18 protein-coding genes are annotated in these 23,444 nt (G+C 69.3%); 7 read left to right on the top strand and 11 right to left on the bottom strand.

The window, feature by feature from the left end:
* Positions 1–107 precede the first annotated feature (107 nt).
* Positions 108–1,823 (top strand): NAD(P)/FAD-dependent oxidoreductase, encoded by a 1,716-nt coding sequence (locus QFW81_RS07160; protein WP_280578005.1) that lies wholly within the window; start codon positions 108–110, stop codon positions 1,821–1,823.
* 36 nt (positions 1,824–1,859) lie between these two features.
* Here QFW81_RS07160 and QFW81_RS07165 read toward each other — a convergent pair whose 3' ends face one another.
* The 9 genes from QFW81_RS07165 to QFW81_RS07205 form a co-directional block, all read right to left on the bottom strand.
* The gene (locus QFW81_RS07165) at positions 1,860–2,516 is read right to left on the bottom strand and encodes a L,D-transpeptidase (protein ID WP_280578345.1); all 657 of its coding nucleotides are present in this window, start codon (positions 2,514–2,516) and stop codon (positions 1,860–1,862) included.
* A 148-nt stretch (positions 2,517–2,664) separates the two neighbouring features.
* Positions 2,665–2,934 (bottom strand): hypothetical protein, encoded by a 270-nt coding sequence (locus QFW81_RS07170; protein ID WP_280578006.1) that lies wholly within the window; start codon positions 2,932–2,934, stop codon positions 2,665–2,667.
* Positions 2,935–3,283: 349 nt separating this feature from the next.
* A complete protein-coding gene (locus QFW81_RS07175; RefSeq protein ID WP_280578007.1) occupies positions 3,284–4,375 on the bottom strand; it encodes a PepSY-associated TM helix domain-containing protein in 1,092 nt (363 codons plus the stop codon).
* A gap of 84 nt (positions 4,376–4,459) precedes the next feature.
* Positions 4,460–6,598, bottom strand: coding sequence for a TonB-dependent siderophore receptor (locus tag QFW81_RS07180; protein ID WP_425603994.1), 2,139 nt, complete (start codon positions 6,596–6,598; stop codon positions 4,460–4,462).
* Positions 6,599–7,050: 452 nt separating this feature from the next.
* The gene (locus QFW81_RS07185; RefSeq protein WP_331488048.1) at positions 7,051–8,418 is read right to left on the bottom strand and encodes a replication-associated recombination protein A; all 1,368 of its coding nucleotides are present in this window, start codon (positions 8,416–8,418) and stop codon (positions 7,051–7,053) included.
* A gap of 115 nt (positions 8,419–8,533) precedes the next feature.
* The gene (locus QFW81_RS07190; RefSeq protein ID WP_280578009.1) at positions 8,534–9,241 is read right to left on the bottom strand and encodes a hypothetical protein; all 708 of its coding nucleotides are present in this window, start codon (positions 9,239–9,241) and stop codon (positions 8,534–8,536) included.
* Between the two features lie 39 nt (positions 9,242–9,280).
* On the bottom strand, positions 9,281–9,910 hold the full coding sequence (lolA, locus tag QFW81_RS07195; protein WP_280578010.1) for an outer membrane lipoprotein periplasmic chaperone LolA: 630 nt from the start codon (positions 9,908–9,910) through the stop codon (positions 9,281–9,283).
* A gap of 373 nt (positions 9,911–10,283) precedes the next feature.
* A complete protein-coding gene (locus QFW81_RS07200) occupies positions 10,284–12,638 on the bottom strand; it encodes a DNA translocase FtsK (protein ID WP_280578347.1) in 2,355 nt (784 codons plus the stop codon).
* Positions 12,639–12,684: 46 nt separating this feature from the next.
* Positions 12,685–13,752, bottom strand: coding sequence for an alanine dehydrogenase (locus QFW81_RS07205; RefSeq protein WP_280578011.1), 1,068 nt, complete (start codon positions 13,750–13,752; stop codon positions 12,685–12,687).
* A 212-nt stretch (positions 13,753–13,964) separates the two neighbouring features.
* Here QFW81_RS07205 and trxB point away from each other — a divergent pair, with 212 nt between their 5' ends.
* From trxB to QFW81_RS07230, 5 genes are all read left to right on the top strand, one after another.
* Positions 13,965–14,924, top strand: coding sequence for a thioredoxin-disulfide reductase (gene trxB, locus QFW81_RS07210; protein WP_280578012.1), 960 nt, complete (start codon positions 13,965–13,967; stop codon positions 14,922–14,924).
* A 203-nt stretch (positions 14,925–15,127) separates the two neighbouring features.
* The gene (locus tag QFW81_RS07215) at positions 15,128–16,258 is read left to right on the top strand and encodes a GNAT family N-acetyltransferase (RefSeq protein ID WP_280578348.1); all 1,131 of its coding nucleotides are present in this window, start codon (positions 15,128–15,130) and stop codon (positions 16,256–16,258) included.
* Positions 16,255–17,001, top strand: a complete 747-nt coding sequence (gene aat, locus QFW81_RS07220) for a leucyl/phenylalanyl-tRNA--protein transferase (protein ID WP_425603986.1) — start codon at positions 16,255–16,257, stop codon at positions 16,999–17,001. The genes QFW81_RS07215 and aat overlap by 4 nt, the downstream gene beginning before the upstream one ends.
* 106 nt (positions 17,002–17,107) lie before the next feature.
* On the top strand, positions 17,108–17,326 hold the full coding sequence (gene infA, locus QFW81_RS07225; RefSeq protein WP_133322078.1) for a translation initiation factor IF-1: 219 nt from the start codon (positions 17,108–17,110) through the stop codon (positions 17,324–17,326).
* Positions 17,327–17,449: 123 nt separating this feature from the next.
* Positions 17,450–19,321 carry a DUF885 domain-containing protein gene (locus QFW81_RS07230; RefSeq protein ID WP_280578013.1) on the top strand — a complete coding sequence of 624 codons (1,872 nt, stop codon included), beginning with the start codon at positions 17,450–17,452 and terminating at the stop codon, positions 19,319–19,321.
* Positions 19,322–20,164: 843 nt separating this feature from the next.
* Here QFW81_RS07230 and clpA read toward each other — a convergent pair.
* On the bottom strand, positions 20,165–22,450 hold the full coding sequence (gene clpA, locus QFW81_RS07235; RefSeq protein ID WP_280578014.1) for an ATP-dependent Clp protease ATP-binding subunit ClpA: 2,286 nt from the start codon (positions 22,448–22,450) through the stop codon (positions 20,165–20,167).
* A 78-nt stretch (positions 22,451–22,528) separates the two neighbouring features.
* Positions 22,529–22,849, bottom strand: a complete 321-nt coding sequence (gene clpS / locus QFW81_RS07240; protein ID WP_280578015.1) for an ATP-dependent Clp protease adapter ClpS — start codon at positions 22,847–22,849, stop codon at positions 22,529–22,531.
* Between the two features lie 106 nt (positions 22,850–22,955).
* On the opposite strand from clpS, the gene QFW81_RS07245 reads away from it, so the two are divergent.
* On the top strand, positions 22,956–23,438 hold the full coding sequence (locus QFW81_RS07245; protein ID WP_280578017.1) for a hypothetical protein: 483 nt from the start codon (positions 22,956–22,958) through the stop codon (positions 23,436–23,438).
* Positions 23,439–23,444: the final 6 nt, after the last annotated feature.

Consider the following 23,444-nt stretch of genomic DNA (forward strand, 5'->3'; position numbering starts at 1 on the left):
TGACCCCTGCCCGAGCGTGGCCGGATGAAGCGATTCCTCCCGGGCTCCCGCCCGGAGAATGACCCTGTCGTAAGCTACCCGGTCTGGACAGCACAAGGGTTGGAACGATGACGGGGCCGGTACCTGCTTCTCCGACGGAAGATGCGGATTTCGTTGACGTCGCCATCCTCGGCGGCGGCCTCGCCGGACTCACGCTTGCCCTGCAGCTGCGCCAGCGCGACCCCTCGCTGGCGGTCACGGTGCTCGAACGCCGCGCCCACCCCGTGCGCGAAGCCGCACACAAGGTGGGCGAGTCGACGGTCGAGATCGGCGCGCATTACTTCGCCGATGTGCTCGGCCTGCGCGAGCATCTGGAGACGGAGCAGGTCCGCAAGTACGGGCTTCGCTACTTCTTCACCGATCGCGAATACGACGTGCAGGACTGCAGCGAGATGGGCGTGAGCAAGCTGCTGCCCACGCCGTCGTGGCAGCTCGACCGCGGCCGCTTCGAGAACTTCCTTGGCGATCGCGCGCGGGAGATGGGCGTCGATTTCCGGGATCAGGCGGTCGTACGCACGCTGGATCTGTCGGACACCGATGCGCCGCATACCGTCGCCTTCGATCACGCCGGTGACCGCCGGGTACTGAAGGCACGCTGGGTGGTCGACGCATCGGGCCGCGCCGGCCTGATCAAGCGCAAGCTCGGCCTGGCGATGGCCAATGACCACGATTGCAATGCCGTGTGGTGGCGCATCGATGGCCAGTCGGATCTCGACCAGTGGTCCGACGATCCGCGGTGGCGCGAGCGTTTCGCGCCCGCGCGCCGGGTGAACTCGACCAACCACATGTGCGGGCCGGGCTACTGGTTCTGGCTCATTCCGCTGGCGTCGGGTTCGCATTCGCTCGGCATCGTCTGCGACGCGAAGATGCATCCCCTCGAGACCATGAACACCTTCGAGAAGGCCATGGACTGGCTGCGCACGCACCAGCCACGCGTCCACGAAGCGCTCGACAAGCCGGAATACACGCTCCAGGACTTCCTGTTCCTGCGCCACTTTTCGCACGGTTGCAAGCAGGTGTATTCCAGGCACCGCTGGGCACTGACGGGCGAGGCGGGGCTGTTCCTCGATCCGTTCTACTCGCCGGGCAGCGACTTCATCGCGATCAGCAACACCTACGTCTGCGAACTGATCGGCAAGGACCGCGCGGGCGACGCCATCGCGCCTTATGCCGAGATCTACCAGCAGCTGTATTTCTCGTTCTACGAGAACACGCTGACGCTCTACCAGGACCAGTACCCGATCTTCGGCCACCCGCAGGTCATGCCGATCAAGGTGCTGTGGGATTACGTGTACTACTGGTCGCTGCTGGCGCCGCTGTTCTTCAGCCGTCGCCAGGCCGACCTGTCGATCCTCGCCAGGCTCAAGCCCGCATTCGCCGAAGGCCGTGCCCTGAACCTGGCGATGCAGGCGTTGCTGCGCGAATGGGGCACGCGCGATGCGACGCCGGATCTGCGCCAGGCGCGTGCCTACGACCAGTACCAGGTCGAGTGGTGCCGCGAAATGAACGGCGGACTCACCGACGAGCTCGACGATGCCGCCTACCTCGCACGCACCCAGCGCTCGATTGCGGGGATGCGCCAGCTGGCGTCCGAGGTGCTGGCCCTCGCGCGCGCCGCGATTCCTGGGATCGGCGACCACGGCCTCGACACGCTGCTGGCCGAACACGACAGCCGTGCGCATGCGCCGATGTTGCCGGCGGACTGGTTCGCGCCGGCTGCCGAAGCCGCTGAGCCGTCGACCAGGCTCGGACCCCGGCTGAGCCGCGAAGCCGCTGCGGTCTGAGTGGCGCGCCCTGACGGGCCGGCAGGCCGCGCTTGCTCAGTCGCTGCGTTTACCCGAGCGACTCTGCGCGAACTCCGGGAAGGTCTCCGCGATCGGTGCCTCATCCGGCAGGATGTAGAACACCCCGCCCCGCTCGAACGTCGGTTGGATGATCCGCTCGTAGAACTCGGGCGAGACGTTGATGCAGCCGTGGGTGACGCGGTTGTCGTCCGGCGTCGGCGAGGCCAGGCGTTCGGCGCGTTTCTCGGCCGGCACGCCGGTCGCGGTCGGGTGGATGGAGACCGCGGAGTCGTAGTCCACCCACAGCACGCGCCCGGCGTCGATCGACGGACCGTAACCGCCCACGAAGCGGCCCGCCGGCGTGGTGCGATCCCGACCCGGAATCTCGCGAAGCGCGAGGCCGGCGATGCCGGGGGCCGTATGGTCGCCGCTCGCCGAGCCGAACAGCGCGGGCGCCGCGCCGCGAGGACGGCCGTCGCCATCGAATACCAGGATCTGCGCGGCGGCCTTGTCCATCACCGCGAACGGATAGCCCACGCTGTCGTTGGCGGCAACCACCCAGCCCGCGAGCTCGATCACCGTGGTGGAGACCTCCTGGTCCCGCGGAAGCTGGTCGATGGAGGCGACCGGTGGCCCGCCGCGTTCCTGGGCGCTGGCCACACCGACGCCGGTCAACGCCAGCGCCAACGCCAGCGCGCCATAGGCGGCGCGGATGGCAGGGGATGTGCAGGTACGGATGGGAAATTTCCTTGCAACGGGAACAGATGAAAAGGGCCCGGTGGCCGCATGGGTCACCGGGCCCCGGTTCAGGCCTTGGGTCGCACTTCCTGCAAACGCGCGATCAGCCGCGCGGTGCGCGGCGCGGCGCCCCTTCCAGCTGCTGGACGCGGCCTTCCAGCTGGTCGAGCCGCTGGTTGGCCTGCATCGCGGACTGATTGGCGGATTCGGCGCTCTGCGCCGCACCCTGCACCCGCGTGTCGAGCGTATCGAGGCGCGAGTTGATGCCGGCGAACTCGTCGTCGTAGGTGGCGCAGGCGGACAGGGCCAGGGCGGCAACGATCGCCACGCCGAGCATACGGGCCATCGCCAGATGTTGTCTGGTCACGAACATGCCACTCCTCCTTGGTCTGGGGAACTGGAATATAGCCCCCTTTTCGCCGGAGTCCCGAGCCGGCTTCAGCTGGGGTTGGCGTACGTGCACGGTTTGTTAAATCGTGTCCGCTGAGGGTGAGCTTGGCTCCTGATCTCTTGGCCTGCGCTGCAAGTCGCAGCAAACCATCTCCGCCCTCCCCCATTCGCACACAGCGCGGCGAAGCTCACCGGCCAAGGCGAGCGGCGCCGCCGCTATCGCAACAGTTCCTGCGGCAGCAGCACGAACGCGATGAGGACCAGCGCCAGGCACAGCCAGCGCCATGCGCCCATGCCGCGCCAGGCGGCCCTCCATGCGTCGCGCGGCGCGGTCATGCGACGGCCCCCGACTTTGCGGACCGTCGTGTCGCGGCGCGAAGCACGTCCGCCACGCGCAGGCCATAGAGGTACGCGCCGGTCAGGCTGAGCGCGGTCAGCAGCAGGCCGAACGCGAACCAGATCACCTGCGTGACGAGGCCACCAAACGTGCCGAAGTGCAGCGGATCGGCCATTTCGGAAATGCGGTGGTGCACGTCGAGCTCGCCGGCGATGCGGCGACCGGTGAGGGTGCTGCCGGTCGGGTCGAAACCGAGTGCATTGGCACGGTCACGCACCAGCCATGCCTCGGCCTGGCCTTCGATCACCAGGCCGCGCTCGGACAGCGCCAGCCTGCGCACCTCGAGGGTCGGCCACTCGTGCTGCGCCTGCGCGATGGCGCGGTCGATCGCGGCGGGCGTGATCGGAATTGGCACCGCCGCGTCCGCATCGGCCGGCTGCTTCGGCAGCACGTCCGGCTGCCCACCGGCGCCGCCGCCAAGCGATTCCACCAGGTACCAGCCGCCGGTGACGGCGATCAGGGCGATGAACCACAGGCTCCACACGCCGGCCAGCCGGTGCACGTCGCCCCAGAAGCGGCGCTGGCGTTCCGGTCGCGGCAGCGACAGGAAGCCGCGCCACCACTTCTTGTAGATCACCAGGCTGGTCACCAGCGTCACCAGCAGGGCGATGGAGAGCGCGGACACGATCGGCACGCCGAACTTCACCGGCATCATCAGGTGGCGGTGGGTGTTACGCAGGAAGCGCTGGGCGTTGAACCAGTGGGTGTCGCCGGTCACCGTGCCGCGATAGGGATCGACCCAGACGAAGCGCAACCGGCCATCGTCGGTTTCCATGCTGGCCATCGCCGCCGAGCGCGGACCCTTGGGCGCGGACAGGCCGTTGAGGGTCCAGGCGGGATAGGCGCGCTGCACCGCACTGACCATCGTGCCCCAGCTGGCGTGCTGCGGCGCGGGCGAGACGCGCATCTGCGGGTGCAGCGCCCAGTCGATCTCGTGCGAGAACACCGCCAGGGTGCCGGTGAGGCAGACGAAGGCCATCAGCACGCACAGCTTCAGCCCGACCCAGCTGTGCAGGTCGAACCACACGCGGCGCCTGCTCTTCGCGGGTATGGCGGCGACGGCTGCAGCTGGCGGGGCCGATGGCATTCGCTGGCTCGTTGGGCCCGTGGGTCAGAAGCTGTACCGGGCCTGCAGGTACAGCCGCCGCGGCTCGCCGGGGAAATGGCCGGTGCGTTCGATGAAGCCGCTCGCCGCGTAGACCTTGTCGAACAGGTTCTTGACGTTGGCCTGGAAGGTCCAGTCGCGCCACTGCGTCTGCCAGCTGGCATCGAAGATGGTGTAGGCCTTGACCGCCTGGCCCTCGAGCGAGACGCGGTCGCCGACATGGTCGACGCCGAAGGCGATCGACGAGGCAATGGCCGGCAGGTCGTAGCGGGTCCACAGGCCGAGCTTGTGCCGCGGCGCGTTGGCGAAGCGGTCGCTGTCGCCGGTGGTGTTGCCGGCGGCGGCCGGGTCGCCTTCGAGCACGCGCGCGTCGTTGTAGCCGTAGGCCAGGTTGAGCACCCAGCGTTCGGTGAGGTCGGCCAGCAGGTCGAGCTCGAAGCCGTCGCTGCGCACCAGGCCGAGCGCCGCCAGGTCGTCGACGCCGTCGTTGCCGGCATCCTCGCCGGTGCCCTGCACCACGTTGCTGCGCTCGATCCGGTAGACCGCGGCGTTGAGCGTGATGCGCCCGCCGGCGAGGCTCGACTTGGCGCCCAGTTCCCACTGGCGGCTGCGCTCGGGATCGAACGGCCCGCCGGCCAGCGGGTTCTGGCTTCCGGCCGACTGCGGCAGGAAGCCCGTCGCCATGCTGGCGTAGAGGTTGACCTCATCGGTCGCCTCGAACGTGGTGCCCACGCGCCAGGTCAGGTCGTTGCCGTCGATGGCGGTGCCGGCGACGCGGTCCCTGTCTTCGAAACGGTCCCAGCGCAGGCCGGCGAGCAGATGCCAGCGGCCCAGGTCCATCTGGTCCTGGAGGTACAGGCCGTCCTGGCGGCTGCGGGTGCGGGTGGCAGGCCGGAAGGGCAGCGTGTCGAGGCCGTAGTCGGCGCCGCCGCTCAGTCCGTACACCGGCTCGAACAGGTCCAGCCCCGGCACCGGGCCGCCGCGCTCCACGCCCGCTGCCGTGCGGCCGATGAAGTAGGCGTCGAGTTGCGAGATCTCGCCGCCGAACAGCAGGGTGTGGGCGATGCTGCCGGTGCTGAAGTCCAGGGCGGCGTGGCCGGCGGTGGCCAGTCCTTCCACGTCGCGCGCCTGGTCGCGGAACTCGCGCCACACCGTGCGCCCGTCGGCGGCGATGCCGCGCGACTCGTGGTACTGCTGGCGCTCGGCGTTCTCGAACCAGCGCACGGCGAGGCTGACATCCAGCGCGTCGGTGGGGGCAGCGGTATAGCGGGCCAGGCCGATGCGGGCGTCGAGTTCGAGGTAATCGGTGGGTTCGTTGGTGTTCCACTCGCGGTCGGTCAGGAACACGCCATCGTCGTTGGCCGGCACGCCGCGCAGCCGGTTGGCGTCCAGGTCCTGCTGCAGGTCGGTGTACTGCAGCAGCAGCTCGCCGGTGTCGCCGACATCGAAGGCGAAGCCGACATCGCCGATCAGGCTGTCCTGCGAGGTGTTGTTGCGGAAGCCTTCCTCGTGGTCGACGTGCACGCCGACGCGATAGCGCACGCGTCCCGCCGCATCCAGCGGGCCGGAGGCCTCGAGCGAGGCCGCACCGTAATCGAAATTGCCGGCCTGCAGGCGCAATTCGCGCTCGGGCAGCGCGGTCGGCTTCTTGGTGGCGTAGTTGATGACGCCGCCGGGATCGCCGGAGCCGTACGCCGCGCCGGCCGGTCCCTTGAGTACCTCGACGCGCTCGATGTTGAACAGCTGCGGCACCGAGAAGCCCGCGTACGGGTCGCCGCGCAGGCCGTCGTACAGCACGTTCTCCTGGCGGAAGCCGCGCAGCACCACGCCGGCGTAGCTGAAGAAGCTGATGCCGCTGATGTTGCGGTAGAGGTCGGTCACCTGGTGCGCGCCCTGGTCGTCGATCAGGTCGCGGTTGATCACCTGCACCGATTGCGGCACCAGCTCCAGCGGGGTATCGGTACGGGTCGCCAGGCTGGTGTCTTCGGCCTTGTAGAGGCGCTGCGCCCGTCCGACTACGCGCACGGCATCCAGGTCGGTCGCGTCGGTGCCCGCGGAAGGAACTGCCGTGGTCGGCGCGGCGTCAGGCGCCCCTGACTGCTGGGCGGACACCGCGAACGGCGCGATGGCCAGGACCGAGGCGATCGAAAGGGGAAGGTGCGAACGACGGGTCATCTTTGCGCCAGGAACCATGAAGGATGCGGATGTTAATGATAATGATTCCTAGCCGCAAGATGAATGTGGCGTGCGGCGGCGCGAAGCGGCGGTATCGGAGGGCATCGACTACCGGGACCGATATCGCATGTCGGGCCCGGCATCTCCCGCGATCACGACGAACCTTGGGCAGCGGCACAAGCGGATGCCCGTGGGGCTGCCTAAGCGCAGCGTCTTCCGGCAGACGTCGGGGTGCTGGCGCGGCAGGTGGTCGAGCACCTGGCGCAGGCCGGGCGCGTCCGGGCAGCGGCATCAATGCGCTGCGCGCCTGGATAGCCATGACGCGCGTCTGGGGGTGAGGCGCAATGCGCCCGGACGCGGCCCCACCCCCGGCGCCCTCACGCAATTGGGGAGCAGGAACGGCCTGGCGGCCCGGCGACGGACTAGCTGTCGTCGGTGCGAGGGTCGCGCCTGTCCGCGCGCGCCCGACGCAGCGCTTCGAGCTTCTCCTTGAGCTTGAGCTCCATCCCGCGCGCCACCGGCTGGTAGTACACCCGCTCGCCCATCGCATCGGGAAAGCCGGTCTGGTCCAGGGCCACGCCGCCTTCGTTGTCGTGGTCGTACTGGTAGCCCTTCGAATAGCCGAGTTCCTTCATCAGCTTCGTGGGCGCATTGCGCAGGTGCATCGGCACGTCCTGGGTGCCGTATTCGCTCACGTCGCGCTTGGCGGCACCGAAGGCGCGATACGCGGCGTTCGATTTGGCGGTGCTGGCCAGGTAGAGCACCAGTTGCGCCAGGGCGAGGTCGCCTTCGGGGCTGCCGAGCCGTTCGTAGGTGTCCCAGGCGTCGATCGCCATCTGCAGCGCGCGCGGGTCGGCCAGGCCGATGTCTTCCACCGCCATGCGCGTCATCCGGCGCGCGAGGTAGATCGGGTCGCAGCCGCCGTCGAGCATGCGCGCGAACCAGTACAGCGCGGCGTCCGGGTTGGAGCTGCGCACCGACTTGTGCAGCGCCGAGATCTGGTCGTAGAACTGCTCGCCGCCCTTGTCGAAGCGGCGGGTGCGGTCGGCCAGCACCTGCTCGAGCACCGCATCGGTGACGGTGCCGCCCTCGCCCGCCAGTTCGGCGGCGATTTCCAGCAGGGTCAGGCCGCGGCGCACGTCGCCATCTGCGGCGACGGCGATCAGGTGCAGCTGGTCCTGCTCGATCCGCAGGCCGCGCCCGCCGAGGCCGCGCTCCTCGTCGTCGAGCGCCTGCTGCAGGGCGACTTCGATGTCGTCGGCCGACACCGCTTCCAGCACGTGCACGCGACAGCGCGAGAGCAGCGCAGAGTTCAGTTCGAACGACGGGTTCTCGGTGGTGGCGCCGACAAAGACAATCGTGCCGCGTTCGATGTGCGGCAGGAACGCATCCTGCTGCGCCTTGTTGAAGCGGTGCACCTCGTCGACGAACAGCACGGTGCGGCGCCCTTCGGCGAACCGGTGGCCGGCCTCGGCCAGCACCTGGCGCACCTCGGGCAGGCCGGACAGCACCGCCGAGACCGAGCGGAAATCCGCATCCGCATAGTGCGCCAGCAGCAGCGCCAGCGTGGTCTTGCCGCAGCCGGGCGGGCCCCATAGCACCATCGAATGCACGCTGCCGGCTTCGATCGACTTGCGCAGCGCCGATTCGGGCGAGACCAGCCGGCGCTGGCCCACCATCTCTTCCAGCGTGCGCGGACGCATGCGCTCGGCCAGCGGCCGCAGCGCGGTGCGGTCGGCGGTCAGCAGGTCGCCGCGGTCGTCGGGCGGGGAGGCTTTGGCGCGTGGCACAGGGCATCGGCCGGGAAACGGGCCGCCACGATACCAAGGCGGGGGCGCAGGCCGTGAGAAGAAGGCCGGCGATTCAACGGAATGGCGCGGGACCGGCGCCTTCCACGCAGGACGATCAGCGGGCCGCGACGCCCAGTTCGTAGTTCACCCGCTGCCAGGCGTTGGCGACCTGGTCGTACAGGGCTTCGATCCGCACCGGCGTGTTGCCGTTGCGGCCGAAATCGGCGATGCCGTTGGCGCTGATACGCAGCAGGCGCGCACCGCCCTGGACGGTGCTGATGTCATCGAGCTGCAGGCGCGAGGAGTCGGCGCCGAACTGGCGGTCGAGTTCCACGGCGACGCGGTCTTCGAGCTGCTGCACGAGGCCGGCATCGTTGGGGACTTCGCGCTCGCTGGCGGCCACGCCGCCGATGGTCAGGCGCGGATAGCCGGCGCTGCCGAAGCTGGTGTCGTACGGCACGCTGTAGCGGAAGCCGATCCACTCGGCGTCGTCACCCACGCGCAGGCGGCCGGTGCCGCTGACGGTGCGATCGCGCACGCTGGCGATCGCGACGTCGAACGAATCGATGTTGACCGCGATCGTCGCGGTGCTGAGCTGTTCCGACAGCGCCGCTACGACCACGGCCGCCACGGCGTTGTCCATCGTCTCGTCGCCGGTGGTGGCGGCACGCTGGCGCGGCTCGCTGGTGGCGGGCGTGCCTGGCGGCGTGGCCACCGGAGCGGACTGCGCCAGCACCGGCACGGCCCCCAGGCACGCGGCCAGCAGCAGCGCGCGTGCGCGGCCGGCAGTCCGGGGCGAGGTCGTGAGCGTGGACGCGTGCATGACGGTGGTTCCTTCTAGGGGCCGCGGGGTGTCGATGGGTCAGCCTTCGCCGACCACGTCGACGCCGGCCGGCGGCGTAAATGTGAACGTGTTGCGGGAGAAGTCCGGATTACGCTTCCACTCGGTGAAGCGGATCTCGGTGCGCTGGCCGAGCGCATCGACGATTTCCATCCGCGCCAGGCCGGCCTCGGACAGGCCCAGGCGGGCGGACTGGAACGCGGCGTCGTCGCCCCCCTGCTTGGGCTTGAGCACCAGCCACTGCAGGCCATCGGCGGCGCCGGCATCCTCGACCAGGAAGTCGCGGTCGAGCTTGCCCGGATCGATCAGCGCAGCCAGCGGGCTGTCCTGCTCGGCGCCGCCCTGCGCGCGGCGGCTGACCTGGTCCAGGTCGGGATCGTGCACCCAGACGGTCTTGCCGTCGGCCACGATCAGCTGCGGATAGGGCTTTTCGTACTCCCAGCGGAACAGGCGCGGCGCGGACAGCGCCACGCGGCCGCTGGACGACTCGCGGACGCGGCCGTTCTCGTCGAACACCTGCTGGGTGAAACGCCCGTCCAGACCCTTCAGGCCACGGGTGAAACCATCGAGCTGGTCGCGGGCACCGGCCTGGGCCAGGCCGGCGACGACCAGGGCGGCAAGGGCGAACAACCAGCGGAAGTTGCGGATCATCGGAAATCGGTCCTTGGCGGATGGGGCGGCCAGTCTGCAAAGGCCTGGCTGAACACGTGCCTTGCCATCCCTGCCCTGTTGAACGGCAAGCGGGGCGCGAGGCGGACGGCAATGAAGGTGTGGGGCGTCGTTTCGGTGCGAGAGACCGCTTCCGTTCACGCTGGCAGGCCGCGGAGGCAGGACACCGCACGCTCACGCGCCTGCGGCGCGCCCTCATCCGCCTCCGGCACCTTCTCCCCATGAAGGGGACCGGGGTCCCGTGCAACTGAAGAAGGAACAGCCCGTGAAGCGGGGAATAGGGATAGCCGGCGACGCGGGAGAAGGAACAGCCCGCGAAGCGGAGAAGGCAGGGCAGCGCCAGTGAGGGCGGAACCTACTTCGGCGGCGGTGGCGCCAGGACGCTGCGGTCGCCATTGTGTTCGGGCGCGGAGACCACGCCGGCGGCCTCCATCGCCTCGACCAGGCGCGCGGCGCGGTTGTAGCCGATCTTGAGCCGGCGCTGGACGCCGGAGATCGAGGCGCGACGGGTCTCGGTGACGATCTTCACCGCCTCGTCGTACAGCGGGTCGGATTCGTCGCCGGCGCCGCCACCGGCCTCGGGCAGGCCGGTCGCGCCGACCGCGCTGCCGTCGTACATGGTCTGCGATTCGTCCAGCACGCCCTCGATGTAGTCCGGCCCGCCGCCGCTCTGCTTGAGGTGTTCGACCACGCGGTGGACCTCGTCGTCGGACACGAAGGCGCCGTGCACGCGTTCGGGCAGCGCCGTGCCCGGTGGCAGGTAGAGCATGTCGCCGTGGCCGAGCAGGGTTTCCGCGCCGGACTGGTCGAGGATCGTGCGCGAGTCGATCTTGCTCGACACCTGGAACGCGATGCGGGTCGGGATGTTGGCCTTGATCAGGCCGGTGATCACGTCCACCGACGGTCGCTGCGTGGCCAGGATCAGGTGGATGCCGGCGGCGCGCGCCTTCTGCGCCAAGCGGGCGATGAGCTCCTCCACCTTCTTGCCGACGATCATCATCATGTCGGCGAATTCGTCGATGAAGATGACGATGAACGGCAGCGTCTCCAGCGGTTCGGCGACCTCGCTGGATTCCGGGTTCGGGCGGAACAGCGGGTCGAGCAGCGGCTGCCCGGCCTCCTGCGCGTCGCGCACCTTCTTGTTGAAGCCGGCCAGGTTGCGCACGCCGACCGCGCTCATCAGCTTGTAGCGTCGCTCCATCTCGGCCACGCACCAGCGCAGGCCGTTGCCGGCCTCCTTCATGTCGGTGACCACGGGCGCGAGCAGGTGCGGGATGCCCTGGTAGACGCTGAGCTCGAGCATCTTCGGGTCGATCATCAGCATCCGCAGGTCCTTCGCGGAGGCCTTGTAGAGCAGGCTGAGCACCATGGCGTTCACCGCCACCGACTTGCCCGAGCCGGTGGTGCCGGCCACCAGCAGGTGCGGCATGCGCGCCAGATCCGCCACGGTCGGGCGGCCGGCGATGTCCTTGCCCAGCGCCAGCGTGAGCGGGCTGGTGGACTTGTCGTATTCCTTCGAGCGCAGCAGCTCGCTGAGGTAGATCATCTCGCGGTGCGTGTTCGGCGTTTCCAGGCCGATCACCGACTTGCCCGGGATCACGTCGACCACGCGCACGGACTTCACCGACAGGCCGCGCGCGATGTCCTTGTCCAGCGTGCTGATCTGGCTGACCTTGATGCCCGGCGCCGGCTCGATCTCGAAGCGGGTGATCACCGGCCCGGGATAGGCGCCCACCACCTGGGCTTCGATGCGGAAGTCCTTGAGCTTGAACTCGATCTGGCGCGACAGCGTCTCGAGCGTGCCCTCGTCGTAGCCCTTGGGCTGCGGCTTGGGATCGTCGAGCAGGGCCAGCGGCGGCACGCCGCTGCCGTCGGCGACGTGGAACAGCGGAATCTGCTGCTCGCGCTTGGCGCGTTCGCTCTTCTCGACCACCGGCGCGGGCGGCGGTTCGATCTTCACCTTCTCGCGTTTGGCGCGCAGTTCGGTCTCGATCTTGCGCGTCTCTTCGCGCTCCACCCGGCGCTCGCGCGCCTCGAAATGGTCGGCCGCCTGCTTGCGGCTGCGGCGCAGCAGCGTCGGCAGCAGCAGCACCCAGCCGCCGATGCGGTCGGCCACGGCCAGCCACGACAGGCCGGTGGCCAGGGTCACCGAGACCAGCAGCAGTGCAAGCAGGAACAGATTGCCGCCGAGCGCGCCGAAGCCGCGGTCGAGCGAGTTGCCCACCAGCCGCCCCAGCACGCCTCCGCCACCGGCGGGCAGGTTCTCCACCGCGGCCATGCGCAGGTAGAGCAGGCCGGTGGCCGAGACCAGGAAACCGACGATGCCGACCAGCCGCAGCGCCGGGCCGAAATCCACCCGGCCGTCGCCGTCCGAATCCATGCCGAACAGGGCGATCCACGCGACCGCGCCCAGCACCAGCGGCAGCAGGTAGGCGACGAAGCCGGTCAGGTAGAGCAGCACGTCGGCGAGCCAGGCCCCGACCGGTCCGCCGGCGTTGTTGAGTTCGGTGGTGATGCCGCCGGAGGCGGTCGACCAGCCCGGATCGTCCGGCGAATAGGTCGCCAGGCACACCAGCAGGTACAGCAGCAGCGGCGCGATCAGGATCATCGCGATATCGCGCAGCAGGCGCTGTCGGCGCGGATCCGGCGGCGCGGCCTCCCGGGCCGTCGCGCGTTGCCGCTTGCCGCGTTCAGGAACCGCCCGAGCCACCGTCATCCACTGCCTTAGGAAATCGACCCAATGCCTTGATCTTAATTCAAAGGTTCATCGATTGCAGGGCCGGATGCACCAGCGCCCCGCCTTCCACGTTGATCCCGCGCACCAGCGGCGCATGACCGCGCCAGTCGCCCGAGGCCAGCCGGTCCACCCAGGGCAGGATCGCCGCGCAGATCGCCTGCGAGGAGGTCTGCGGCACCGCCCCGGGCATGTTGGTCACGCAGAAGTGGATCACGCCCTCCTCGACGTAGGTCGGCTCCTTCCAGGTGGTCGGCCGGGAGGTCTCGAAGCAGCCGCCCTGGTCGATCGAGATGTCGACCAGCACGCTGCCGTCCTCCATCGACTCCATCATCGCCCGCGTCACCACGTGCGGCGCCACCGCGCCGGTCACCAGCACCGCGCCCACCACCAGGTCGGCCGAGGCGACCTCGCGCGCGACCACGTCGTCGTACGGGTAGAGCGCGGTGACGTTGTGGCCCAGCCGCATCATCTCGTCCATCCGGTCGATGCGCTTTTCGAACACCACCACGCGCGAGCCGCCGGCCGCGGCCAGGGCCGCCGCCGCGCCACCGGCCTGGCCGGCACCGAACACCACCACCTTGCCGCGCGTGGTGGACGGCAGGCCGCCGAGCAGCTTGCCCTTGCCGCCCAGCGGCTGGTGCAGGTAGTGGGTGCCCACCTGGACCGCGATCTTGCCGGCGATCACCGACATCGGCGCCAGCAGCGGCAGCTCGCCGTCGTCGAGTTCGACGGTCTCGAACGCGATCCCGGTCAGGCCGATGTCCAGCAGCCGGCGCGTGAGCGCGGGCTCCGGCGCCAGATGCAGGTAGCAGAACAGCAGGTGGTCCTCGCGCAGCAGCGCCAGGTCGCCCTCGATCGGCTCCTTGACCTTGACGATCAGTTCGCCGCGCGCGTACAGCGCCGCGGCGTCGGCGGCGATGCGTACGCCGAGACGTTCGTAGTCGCCATCGGCGAAGCCCGAGCGCACCCCGGCGCCCTGCTCCACCCAGACCTCGTGGCCGCGCCGGACCAGGTCGCCGGCCGCGGCCGGCACGAGCGCGACGCGCCCTTCCAGGGTCTTGGTTTCCTTGGGTACGCCGATGCGCATGCGGGGATCCTCGCGGGTCAGGTGCGGTGCCGGCGGTGCATGAAAAAACCCGTGCAGCGCCTGCACGGGTTGGACCGGAACCGCAGGCCCGACGTCGCGGGCCATGGATGCTGCGTTCCGCGGCGATGGGCCGCGCGCGCCTTGTGTTGCCGCCTTCGCGCCGCCAAGCTATGGGCTTCGATACGCCGCAACTTCATGACCGACGAGTATACATGACGCCTTCTGCGCCCCGGCACATCCGCCTGATCATCCTCGGCTCCGGCCCCGCCGGCTGGACCGCCGCCGTGTACGCCGCGCGCGCCAACCTCAAGCCGGTCGTCATCACCGGCATGCAGATGGGCGGCCAGCTGATGACCACCACCGAGGTCGACAACTGGCCGGGCGACGCGCACGGGCTGCTGGGCCCTGACCTGATGGCGCGGATGCAGGCGCACGCCGAGCGCTTCGAGACCGAGGTGGTGTTCGACCACATCCACACCGCCGACCTGTCGCAGCGCCCGTTCCGGCTCACCGGCGACAGCGGCAGCTACACCTGCGACGCGCTGGTGATCGCCACCGGCGCGACCGCCAAGTACCTCGGGCTGCCGTCGGAAGAGGCGTTCAAGGGCCGCGGCGTTTCCGCGTGCGCCACGTGCGACGGCTTCTTCTACAAGGACCAGGACGTGGCGGTGGTCGGCGGCGGCAACACCGCGGTCGAGGAGGCGCTGTACCTGTCCAACATCGCGCGCAAGGTCTACCTGGTGCACCGCCGCGACACCCTGCGCGCGGAGAAGATCATGCAGGACAAGCTGTTCGCGAAGATCGCGGCCGGCAAGATCGAACCGGTGTGGCACCACGTGGTGGACGAGGTCCTGGGCAACGAGGCGGGCGTGACCGGCATGCGGCTGAAGTCGGTGCAGGACGCGTCGACGCGCGAGATCGCCGTGCACGGGTTCTTCGTCGCCATCGGCCACACGCCCAACACCACGCTGTTCGAAGGCCAGCTGGCGATGAACAACGGCTACCTGGAGATGCGCTCGGGCCTGGGCGGCAACGCCACCGAGACCTCGGTACCGGGCGTGTTCGCCGCGGGCGACGTCGCCGACCAGCACTATCGCCAGGCGATCACCTCGGCCGGCTTCGGCTGCATGGCCGCGCTGGACGCGGAACGCTTCCTCGACAAGGGCCAGTAGCGGCGCTGACGGACCGCCATCGGCAGTCCGTGCGGCTGCTGGCGCCCGACCATGGATCGCCGCGCCGGACGTCCCGGAGCCGGTCCGCTCGCGCCATGGACAACGCCGGCCTCGCGTCCAGGTTCGCCCCCGACCCTGCGTAAGACCCATCTGCCCTCGCCGCGCTCGTCAACGGTTCGTCGAAATCTGCGGAGGACAACCCGATCGACCTCCGCGTACACCCTGGACTCTCCGACATCCCGGCGCAATCCTGGGACGCGCTGCACGACGAGCATCCGTTCGTGTCGCACGCGTTCCTGCACGGCCTGGAAGCGCACGCCTGCCTGCGCCCGGACTGGGGCTGGACGCCGCACCACCTGGGGCTGTGGGACGGCGACCGGCTGCTCGCCGCGGCGCCTGCCTACCTGAAGACCAACTCCCACGGCGAATTCGTGTTCGACCACGCCTGGGCGCATGCGTACGCGCGCCATGGACTCGACTACTTCCCCAAGCTGCTGTGCGCGGTGCCGTACTCGCCCGTCACCGGACCGCGCCTGCTCGCACCCACCGCGGAGTTGCGGCGTGCGCTGGCCGAGGCGCTGGTCGCCGAGGCCGCGCGCACGGGGCTGTCGTCGGCGCACGTGAACTTCCACGAGGCGGAGGTGGACGCGGCGTTCGACGCGCGCTGGCTGCAGCGGATCGACCTGCAGTACCACTGGCGCAACGACGCCGGCTGGGCCACGTTCGAGGACTACCTCGCGGCGATGGACCACAAGCACCGCAAGAACATCCGCCAGGAGCGGGCGAAGCTGGCGCGCGCGGGCGTGCGCTTCCGCGTCGTCCACGGCGACGAGGCCAGCGACCTCGACCTGGCGACGATGCACCGCTTCTACCTGCAGACCTTCGCCGAGTACGGCAATTCCCCGGCGCTGACGCTTCCGTTCCTGGCGCACCTGGCCCGCGAGCTGCCGCGCGCACTGGTGCTGATCCTGGCCGAGCACGATGGCGAGCCGGTCGCGGGCGCCCTGTGCCTGCGCGGCCCCGACACGCTGTACGGCCGCTACTGGGGGGCATCGGTCGCCCTGCCCGGCCTGCACTTCGAGACCTGCTACTACCAGGGCATCGACTACTGCCTGCGCGAGGGCCTGCGCGTGTTCGAGCCCGGCGCGCAGGGCGAGCACAAGATCGCGCGGGGCTTCCTGCCGCGCGTGGTGCGCAGCCACCACCACGTGGTCGACGCGCGCTTCGCCGACGCCCTGGCGCCGTGGTGCGAGGAGGAACGGCGCGTGGTGCGCGGGAATCTCGCCTGGCTGCGGCAGCGCTCGCCGTTCCGCGACGACGCGCCGCAGCCGTGAGCCTGCAGGTGCACCGCCTGGACGACGATCCGGAGGCGCCCTTTCCGCCGCCGGACAGCGCGCTGCGCTTTCCCGACGGACTGGTGGCACTCGGCGGCGACCTCTCGCCCCCGCGGCTGCTCAATGCTTATCGGCACGGCATCTTCCCCTGGTATTCGCAGGGCCAGCCGATCCTGTGGTGGTCGCCGGATCCGCGGATGGTGTTCCGCACCGATGGCGTGCGCCTGTCCTCGCGCTTCCGCCGCGCTCTGCGCGCCTCGCCCTGGGTCGCGCGCGCCGACACCGCCTTCGTGGACGTGGTCGAACGCTGCGCCCGGGCGCCACGCCCCGGCCAGCGCGGCACCTGGATCACGCCGGCGATGCAGGCGGCGTATGCGCGGATGCATGCGCTCGGCCACGCGCACAGCGTCGAGATCTTCGCCGGGCCGGAAGACGATGCGCCGCTGGTCGGCGGCATCTACGGGATCGCGGTGGGACGGATGTTCTTCGGCGAGAGCATGTTCAGCGATGCCTCCGGCGGCTCGAAGGCGGCGCTCGCCGCGCTGGCCGCCTGGCTGCACGCGCGCGGCTGCCCGTGGATCGACGCGCAGGTGGAGAATCCGCACCTGGTCTCGCTCGGCGCCGCCAGCCTTCCGCGCGCCGACTTCATGGCCATGCTGCAACCGCTGGTGCGGGCCGCGTCCGCCGCCGGTCCCTGGACTGACGAGTTCGGCACGCGACCGGTCCGCGCACTGGCCGGATGAACGCCCTGACCGTCCGGTCTTTTTGCATCGACCGCGTCCGCGTGCCAGAATGGTGTGCTTTTTCGCGGCACAGGTGCCGCACCCGCAACCACTGGCAACAGGACGAATGGCGAAAGACGACGTCATCGAATTCGAAGGCACGATCTCCGAGACCCTCCCGAACACCATGTTCCGGGTGAAGCTGGAGAACGGCCACGAAATCATTGCGCACATCTCCGGACGGATGCGCAAGAACTACATCCGCATCCTGACCGGCGACCGGGTCAAGGTGGAGATGACCCCCTACGACCTCACCAAGGGTCGCATCACCTACCGCATGAAGTAGCGCGGCGCCGCGGCGCGCCCCGCCCTGCCGGCCCAACGGCCCCGGCGCATGTGCTGATCCGCACATGCACGACCCCCGCGACGGACCTATGCTTCGGACACCACCTTGTCCGGAGTTGACCCGATGCGCCTGCCCGTTGCCGCCCGCACGCTCGCCCTGTCCATCGCGCTCGCCCTGTCCGGCGGCGCGGTGTCCGCCCAGGACGCGCCCGCCACTGCCCCCGCCACCGCGCCTGCCGACGACGCCGATGCCCAGGCCCGCCGCCTCGATGCCTGGTTCGCGGAGAAGTACCAGGAGCAGCTGCGCTTCAGCCCGATCTCGCTGACCTTCCTCGGCCGCAAGGAGCTGTACGACCAGCTCGACGACATGTCCTACGAGGCCGGCGACCGCCAACTGGCCTGGCAGAAGGCCACGGTGGAGGAGCTGGAGCGCGAGTTCGACCGCGAGACGCTCGATCCCGAAGCGCAGCTGTCCTACGACCTGTGGAAGCTGCAGTACGAGAACGCGCGCGACGCCATGCGGTTTCGCGACAACGTGTACGTGTTCAACCAGATGCAGGGCGCGCAGTCGTTCCTGCCGACGTTCCTGATCAACTTCCACAAGGTCGAGGACGAATCCGACTACCTCGCCTACCTCGCGCGCATCGAGGAGATTCCGCGCGCCTTCGGGCAGATGCTGGATCGTGCGAAGCGCAACGCCGAGGCCGGCTACCGCATGCCGCGCTTCGCCTACGACGGGGTGCTGACCGAGGCCCGCAAGGTGGTCAGCGGCGCGCCCTTCGGCGAAGGCGAGGATTCGGCGCTCTGGGCGGACCTGCAGGGTAAGGCCGATGCGCTGGTGAAGGCCGGCAAGATCGATGCCGCGCGCGCCGACGAGCTCAAGTCGCAGGCCCGGGCCGCGCTGGTGGCGCACGTACAGCCGCCCTACGCCGAGCTGATCGCGTGGGCCGAAGCCGACCGCGTCAACGCGGCCGAGAATCCCAGCGGCGTCGGCAGCACCCAGCCCAATGGCGCCGAGTACTACCGCCACCAGCTGCGCATGCACACCACCACCGACCTGACCGCCGACCAGGTGCACCAGATCGGCCTGGACGAGGTGAAGCGCATCCACGGCGAGATGGTGGCGCTGAAGGACAAGGTCGGCTTCGACGGCGACCTGCAGGCATTCTTCGAGTACATCGGCAGCGACGCGAAGTTCAAGTTCCCGGACACCGATGCCGGCCGCCAGGCCTACATCGACGAGGCCACGGCCGCGATCGCCAACATCAAGCGGGTGCTGCCGCAGTACTTCGGCCTGCTGCCGAAGGCGGACCTGGTGGTCAAGCGGGTCGAACCGTTCCGCGAGCAGCCGGGCGCCGCGCAGCACTATTTCCCCGGCACGCCGGATGGTTCGCGCCCGGGCGTGTACTACGCGCACCTGTCGGATATGAACGCCATGCCGAAGCCGGAACTGGAGGTCATCGCCTACCACGAAGGCCTGCCGGGCCATCACATGCAGATCTCGATCGCCCAGGAACTCACCGGTGTCCCGGAGTTCCGCACCCAGGCACGTTCGACTGCGTACTCCGAGGGCTGGGGCCTGTATTCGGAATGGCTGGCCAAGGAGATGCCGGGGACCTACCAGGATCCCTACTCCGAGTACGGCCGGCTGAGCTCCGAGCTGTGGCGCGCGGTGCGCCTGGTGGTCGACACCGGCCTGCATGCCAAGGGCTGGACCGAGCAGCAGGCGGTGGACTATTTCAAGGCCAACACCGCGATCCCCGACGCGTCGGTGCGCTCGGAAGTGCAGCGCTACATCACCTGGCCCGGCCAGGCGACGGCCTACAAGATCGGCATGATCCGGATCCAGGAACTGCGCCGGAAGGCGGAGTCGGAACTGGGCGAGCGCTTCGACATCCGCGGCTTCCATGACGCGGTGCTCGGTGGTGGCGCACTGCCGATGAGCCTGCTCGAGCGGCGCGTCGACCAGTGGATCGAGACACGCAAGCGGGCCTGATGCTCCACGACGCCTCGAGTTTCGCCCGGGGCGTCCGTAGGGTTCGGCGAGCGGTTGCCACGCACTCGGCCGGCCGGGCTTCGGAAGGACGCCGCCTTCCGCCGGCGGCAGGCCGCTCTCCCCTCGGTCAGGGCTTCCTGCCCTGACTCGGGCGCGCGCCATCCATGGCGCGCTGGTCGCAGCCCACCGCCGCCGAAAGGCGGCTCGATGACGGTTGGCAGCGACGCCTCTCTCCAAAAGCAAGTGACCGCGAATCTTTTGGGCCGACGTTTCCTGCACGGACCCGTCTATGGCGATCCGGATTCGGACATCGCCGCATCCCACGGCGGAACGACCTCTCTGGCGCCCGCGGTGACGCGGCCGGGAAATACGCAAGCGGACAGGAGCGTGCCGTGGCCGCGAGTGAGGGCAGGACGCCTGCCTGAGCGGTGCGCGATCCCCGGCCGGACGCTGCGGTATTCAAGCCTCCGTACATTCCGCTTCGGACACCTGAGCGCGATGCTCCCTGGGATGCACCACGCGAGTTCGCAGCCAGCTCGTCGCCTGCCGTAAGTGCGCGCTGCCGTTTTCCGAAACGGTGGGAGCGGGTCGACCTGCAGCCTCGTTCCGGTGGCAGGGGGCCGCGACGAGCGCGCCATGGATGGCGCGCGCCCGAGTCAGGGCAGGAGCCCTGACCGAGNGGGAAAAGCGGCTCCCTGCCGCCGGAACGAGGCGTCGCGCCGAAGCCGCAGGAGTGGATTCGAGCGGACCGGAGGCGTGATCGGAGGCGTGGCGACATGACATGCCCGACCAGCAAAAAGGGCGGCCATGGGCCGCCCTTTGTACGTCAAACCCGATGGCGGATTACTCGACCGTGGCCGGCAGCAGCTTTTCCGGTTCCGCCGAGGCCTCGACCACCAGCTCATCGTCGCGCACGTCGATGCTCACGCGGCCTCCGTTGACCAGCTTGCCGAACAGCAGTTCGTCGGCGAGCGGACGCTTCACCTTGTCCTGGATCACACGCGCCATCGGCCGCGCACCCATCAGCGGGTCGAAACCGTGCGAAGCGAGCCAGTCGCGCGCCGCCGTCGTGGCGGCCAGGCTGACGTTCTTCTCGTGCAGCTGCGCCTCCAGCTCGATCAGGAACTTGTCCACCACGCGCAGGATGTGGTCCATCCCCAGCGCCTGGAACTGCACGATCGCGTCGAGGCGGTTGCGGAACTCCGGGGTGAACCCCTTGCGGATCACTTCCATCGCATCGGTGCTGTGGTCCTGGCGGGTGAAGCCGATCGACCGCCGTGACGCCTGCGCAGCGCCCGCGTTGGTGGTCATCACCAGGATCACGTTGCGGAAGTTCGCCTCGCGACCGTTGGTGTCGGTCAGCACACCACGGTCCATCACCTGCAGCAGGATGTTGAAGATGTCCGGGTGCGCCTTCTCCACCTCGTCCAGCAGCAGCACGCAATGCGGCGTCTTGACGATCTTCTCGGTCAGCAGGCCGCCCTGGTCGAAACCGACGTAGCCCGGGGGCGCACCGATCAGGCGCGAGACCGAATGCGGCTCCATGTACTCGGACATGTCGAAGCGCACCAGCTCGATCCCGAGCTGCAGCGCGAGCTGCTTGGTGACCTCGGTCTTGCCCACGCCCGTGGGGCCGGCGAACAGGAAGTTGCCGATCGGCTTGTCCGGATTGGCCAGCCCGGAGCGGGCGAGCTTGATCGCGGAAGTGAGCGTCTCGATCGCCGGATCCTGGCCGAAGATCACCATCTTCAGGTTGCGCTCCAGGTGCTCGAGCACGTCCTTGTCGGAGGCACTGACCTGCTTGGTCGGGATGCGCGCCATCTTGGCCACGATCGCCTCGACCTCCTCGACGTCGATCAGCGTCTTGCGCACGTCGTCCGGCAGCAGGCGCTGGCGCGCGCCGGCCTCGTCGATCACGTCGATCGCCTTGTCCGGAAGCAGACGGTCGCCGATGTGCTTGACCGACAGGTCGACGGCGGCGCGCAGGGCGTCGTCCTCGTAGAGCACGTCGTGGTGCTCCTCGTACCTGCCCTTGAGGCCGCGCAGGATCTCGTAAGTCTCGCCCACGGTCGGCTCGACGATGTCGATCTTCTGGAAGCGCCGCGCCAGTGCGCGGTCCTTCTCGAAGATGCCGCGGTATTCCTGGAACGTGGTCGATCCGATGCAGCGCAGTTCGCCCGAGGCGAGCGCCGGCTTGATCAGGTTCGAGGCGTCCATGGTGCCGCCCGAAGCCGAGCCCGCGCCGATGATGGTGTGGATCTCGTCGATGAACAGGATCGCGCCCGGATGCTTCTTGATGGCGCTGAGCACCGCCTTGAGCCGCTTCTCGAAATCGCCGCGGTACTTGGTGCCGGCCACCAGCGCGCCCAGGTCGAGCGAGTAGATCGTCGCGTCGGCCAGCACCTCGGGCACCTGGCCGTCGACGATGCGGCGCGCCAGTCCTTCGGCGATCGCGGTCTTGCCGACCCCGGCTTCGCCGACGTACAGCGGGTTGTTCTTGCGCCGGCGGCAGAGCACCTGGATGGTGCGCTCGATCTCCTCGGCGCGGCCGACCAGCGGATCGATCCGGCCTTCGACCGCCATCGCGTTGAGGTCGGTGGCGAATTCGGCCAGGGCATCGCCCTTGCCCTCGCCCGCCTCGCCGCCCTCGGCGCGCGCGGCGGCGTCCTCGGCGGCGTGGGCCGCATCCTCTCCGCCGGTCTTGGCGATGCCGTGCGACATGTAGTTCACGACATCCAGCCGGGTGACGTCCTGCTGGTTGAGGAAGTACACGGCGTGCGAGTCCTTCTCGCCGAAGATCGCCACCAGCACGTTGGCGCCGGTGACCTCCTTCTTGCCCGAGGACTGGACGTGGTACACGGCCCGCTGCAGCACGCGCTGGAACCCGAGCGTGGGCTGGGTATCGCGGCCGTCGTCGTCGGGCAGCTTGGAGACCGAGGTCAGGATGGCCTGCTCGAGGTCGCTGCGCAGGCGGTGGAAGTCGGCGCCGGTGGCCTTGAGCACGGCCTCGGCGGAGGGGTTGTCGAGCAGTGCAAGCAGCAGGTGTTCGACCGTCATGTACTCGTCGCGCGCTTCGCGGGCGCGCTTGTAGCACTGGCCGATGCTGTACTCGAGATCCTTGCTGAACATGGGGCGGGAGCCTCCGGGGAACTGCTGCCTGTATGGGGCCGCGAACCCGGCATTTCCATGCCCCGGCCTTGGCCCCTTTTAGGCCTTTTCCATGGTGCAGAGCAAGGGGTGCTGGTTGAGCCGGGCGTATTCGTTCACCTGTGCGACCTTGGACTCGGCCACCTCGCGGCTGTACACCCCGCAGACCCCGCGGCCACGGGTGTGGACGTGGAGCATGACCTGGGTGGCCTTCTCCAGGTCCAGGGCGAAGAAGCGGACCAGCACGTCGACCACGAAGTCCATGGGCGTGTAGTCGTCGTTCAGCAGCAGGACGGAGTACAGCGGCGGGCGCGCCAGTTCTGGCTTGCCGGTCTCCACCACGGTGCCGTGCTCGTGGTCGGGCGCATGCTTTCGGGTCATCGGCCCATTATACGAAGCCACGGTGCATCCCTGGTCCACGTCCACGTGGACGGCCCGGCTCCCGGCGCGAGACAATCGCGGTTCCACATATCTCGAGGGTGATCCGATGCCGTTCCACGCCCGCCTGGCCCTGTGCGCCGCGCTGTTGCTGCCCACCCTGCCGGCGGCGAACGCGCTGGCCGAGGACGCGGCGGTGGCCTCCCGGCTGGACGCGCGCGGGATCAAGTACGAGGTCGACGAGGACGGCGACTACCGGGTGACCTACAACTATGCCGAGGAAGGGCGGACCCAGCTGGTGTTCGTCTCCGGCCGCACCGAGTCGATCGGCGGCTTCCGCGTGCGCGAGGTGTTCGCGCCGGCGGCGTGGGTGGACAAGGACGAGATCGACGGCGCGCGGGCGCTGGCGCTGCTGGAGGACAGCCGGCGGCAGAAGCTCGGCGCCTGGGAGATCGGCGGCGGCGCCGTGTACTTCGTGATCAAGGTGCCTGACAGTGTCGACGCCGCCCAGCTCGAGGCGGCGATGGACATCGCCGCCGAGGTCGCGGACAACAAGGAAATCGAATTCAGCGGCGAGCGCGACGAGCTGTGACCCGGA

The sequence above is a fragment of the Luteimonas kalidii genome (assembly GCF_029887935.1).
GTDB classification, from domain to species: domain Bacteria; phylum Pseudomonadota; class Gammaproteobacteria; order Xanthomonadales; family Xanthomonadaceae; genus Luteimonas; species Luteimonas kalidii.

Coding starts and splice junctions, on each gene's coding strand:
- lolA (WP_280578010.1), bottom strand. CDS start 9,910: ATGATCCGCAACTTCCGCTGGTTGTTCGCCCTTGCCGCCCTGGTCGTC.
- clpS (WP_280578015.1), bottom strand. CDS start 22,849: ATGACCCGAAAGCATGCGCCCGACCACGAGCACGGCACCGTGGTGGAG.
- QFW81_RS07170 (WP_280578006.1), bottom strand. CDS start 2,934: ATGTTCGTGACCAGACAACATCTGGCGATGGCCCGTATGCTCGGCGTG.
- infA (WP_133322078.1), top strand. CDS start 17,108: ATGGCGAAAGACGACGTCATCGAATTCGAAGGCACGATCTCCGAGACC.
- trxB (WP_280578012.1), top strand. CDS start 13,965: ATGACGCCTTCTGCGCCCCGGCACATCCGCCTGATCATCCTCGGCTCC.
- QFW81_RS07230 (WP_280578013.1), top strand. CDS start 17,450: ATGCGCCTGCCCGTTGCCGCCCGCACGCTCGCCCTGTCCATCGCGCTC.
- QFW81_RS07245 (WP_280578017.1), top strand. CDS start 22,956: ATGCCGTTCCACGCCCGCCTGGCCCTGTGCGCCGCGCTGTTGCTGCCC.
- QFW81_RS07190 (WP_280578009.1), bottom strand. CDS start 9,241: ATGCACGCGTCCACGCTCACGACCTCGCCCCGGACTGCCGGCCGCGCA.
- QFW81_RS07160 (WP_280578005.1), top strand. CDS start 108: ATGACGGGGCCGGTACCTGCTTCTCCGACGGAAGATGCGGATTTCGTT.
- clpA (WP_280578014.1), bottom strand. CDS start 22,450: ATGTTCAGCAAGGATCTCGAGTACAGCATCGGCCAGTGCTACAAGCGC.
- QFW81_RS07205 (WP_280578011.1), bottom strand. CDS start 13,752: ATGCGCATCGGCGTACCCAAGGAAACCAAGACCCTGGAAGGGCGCGTC.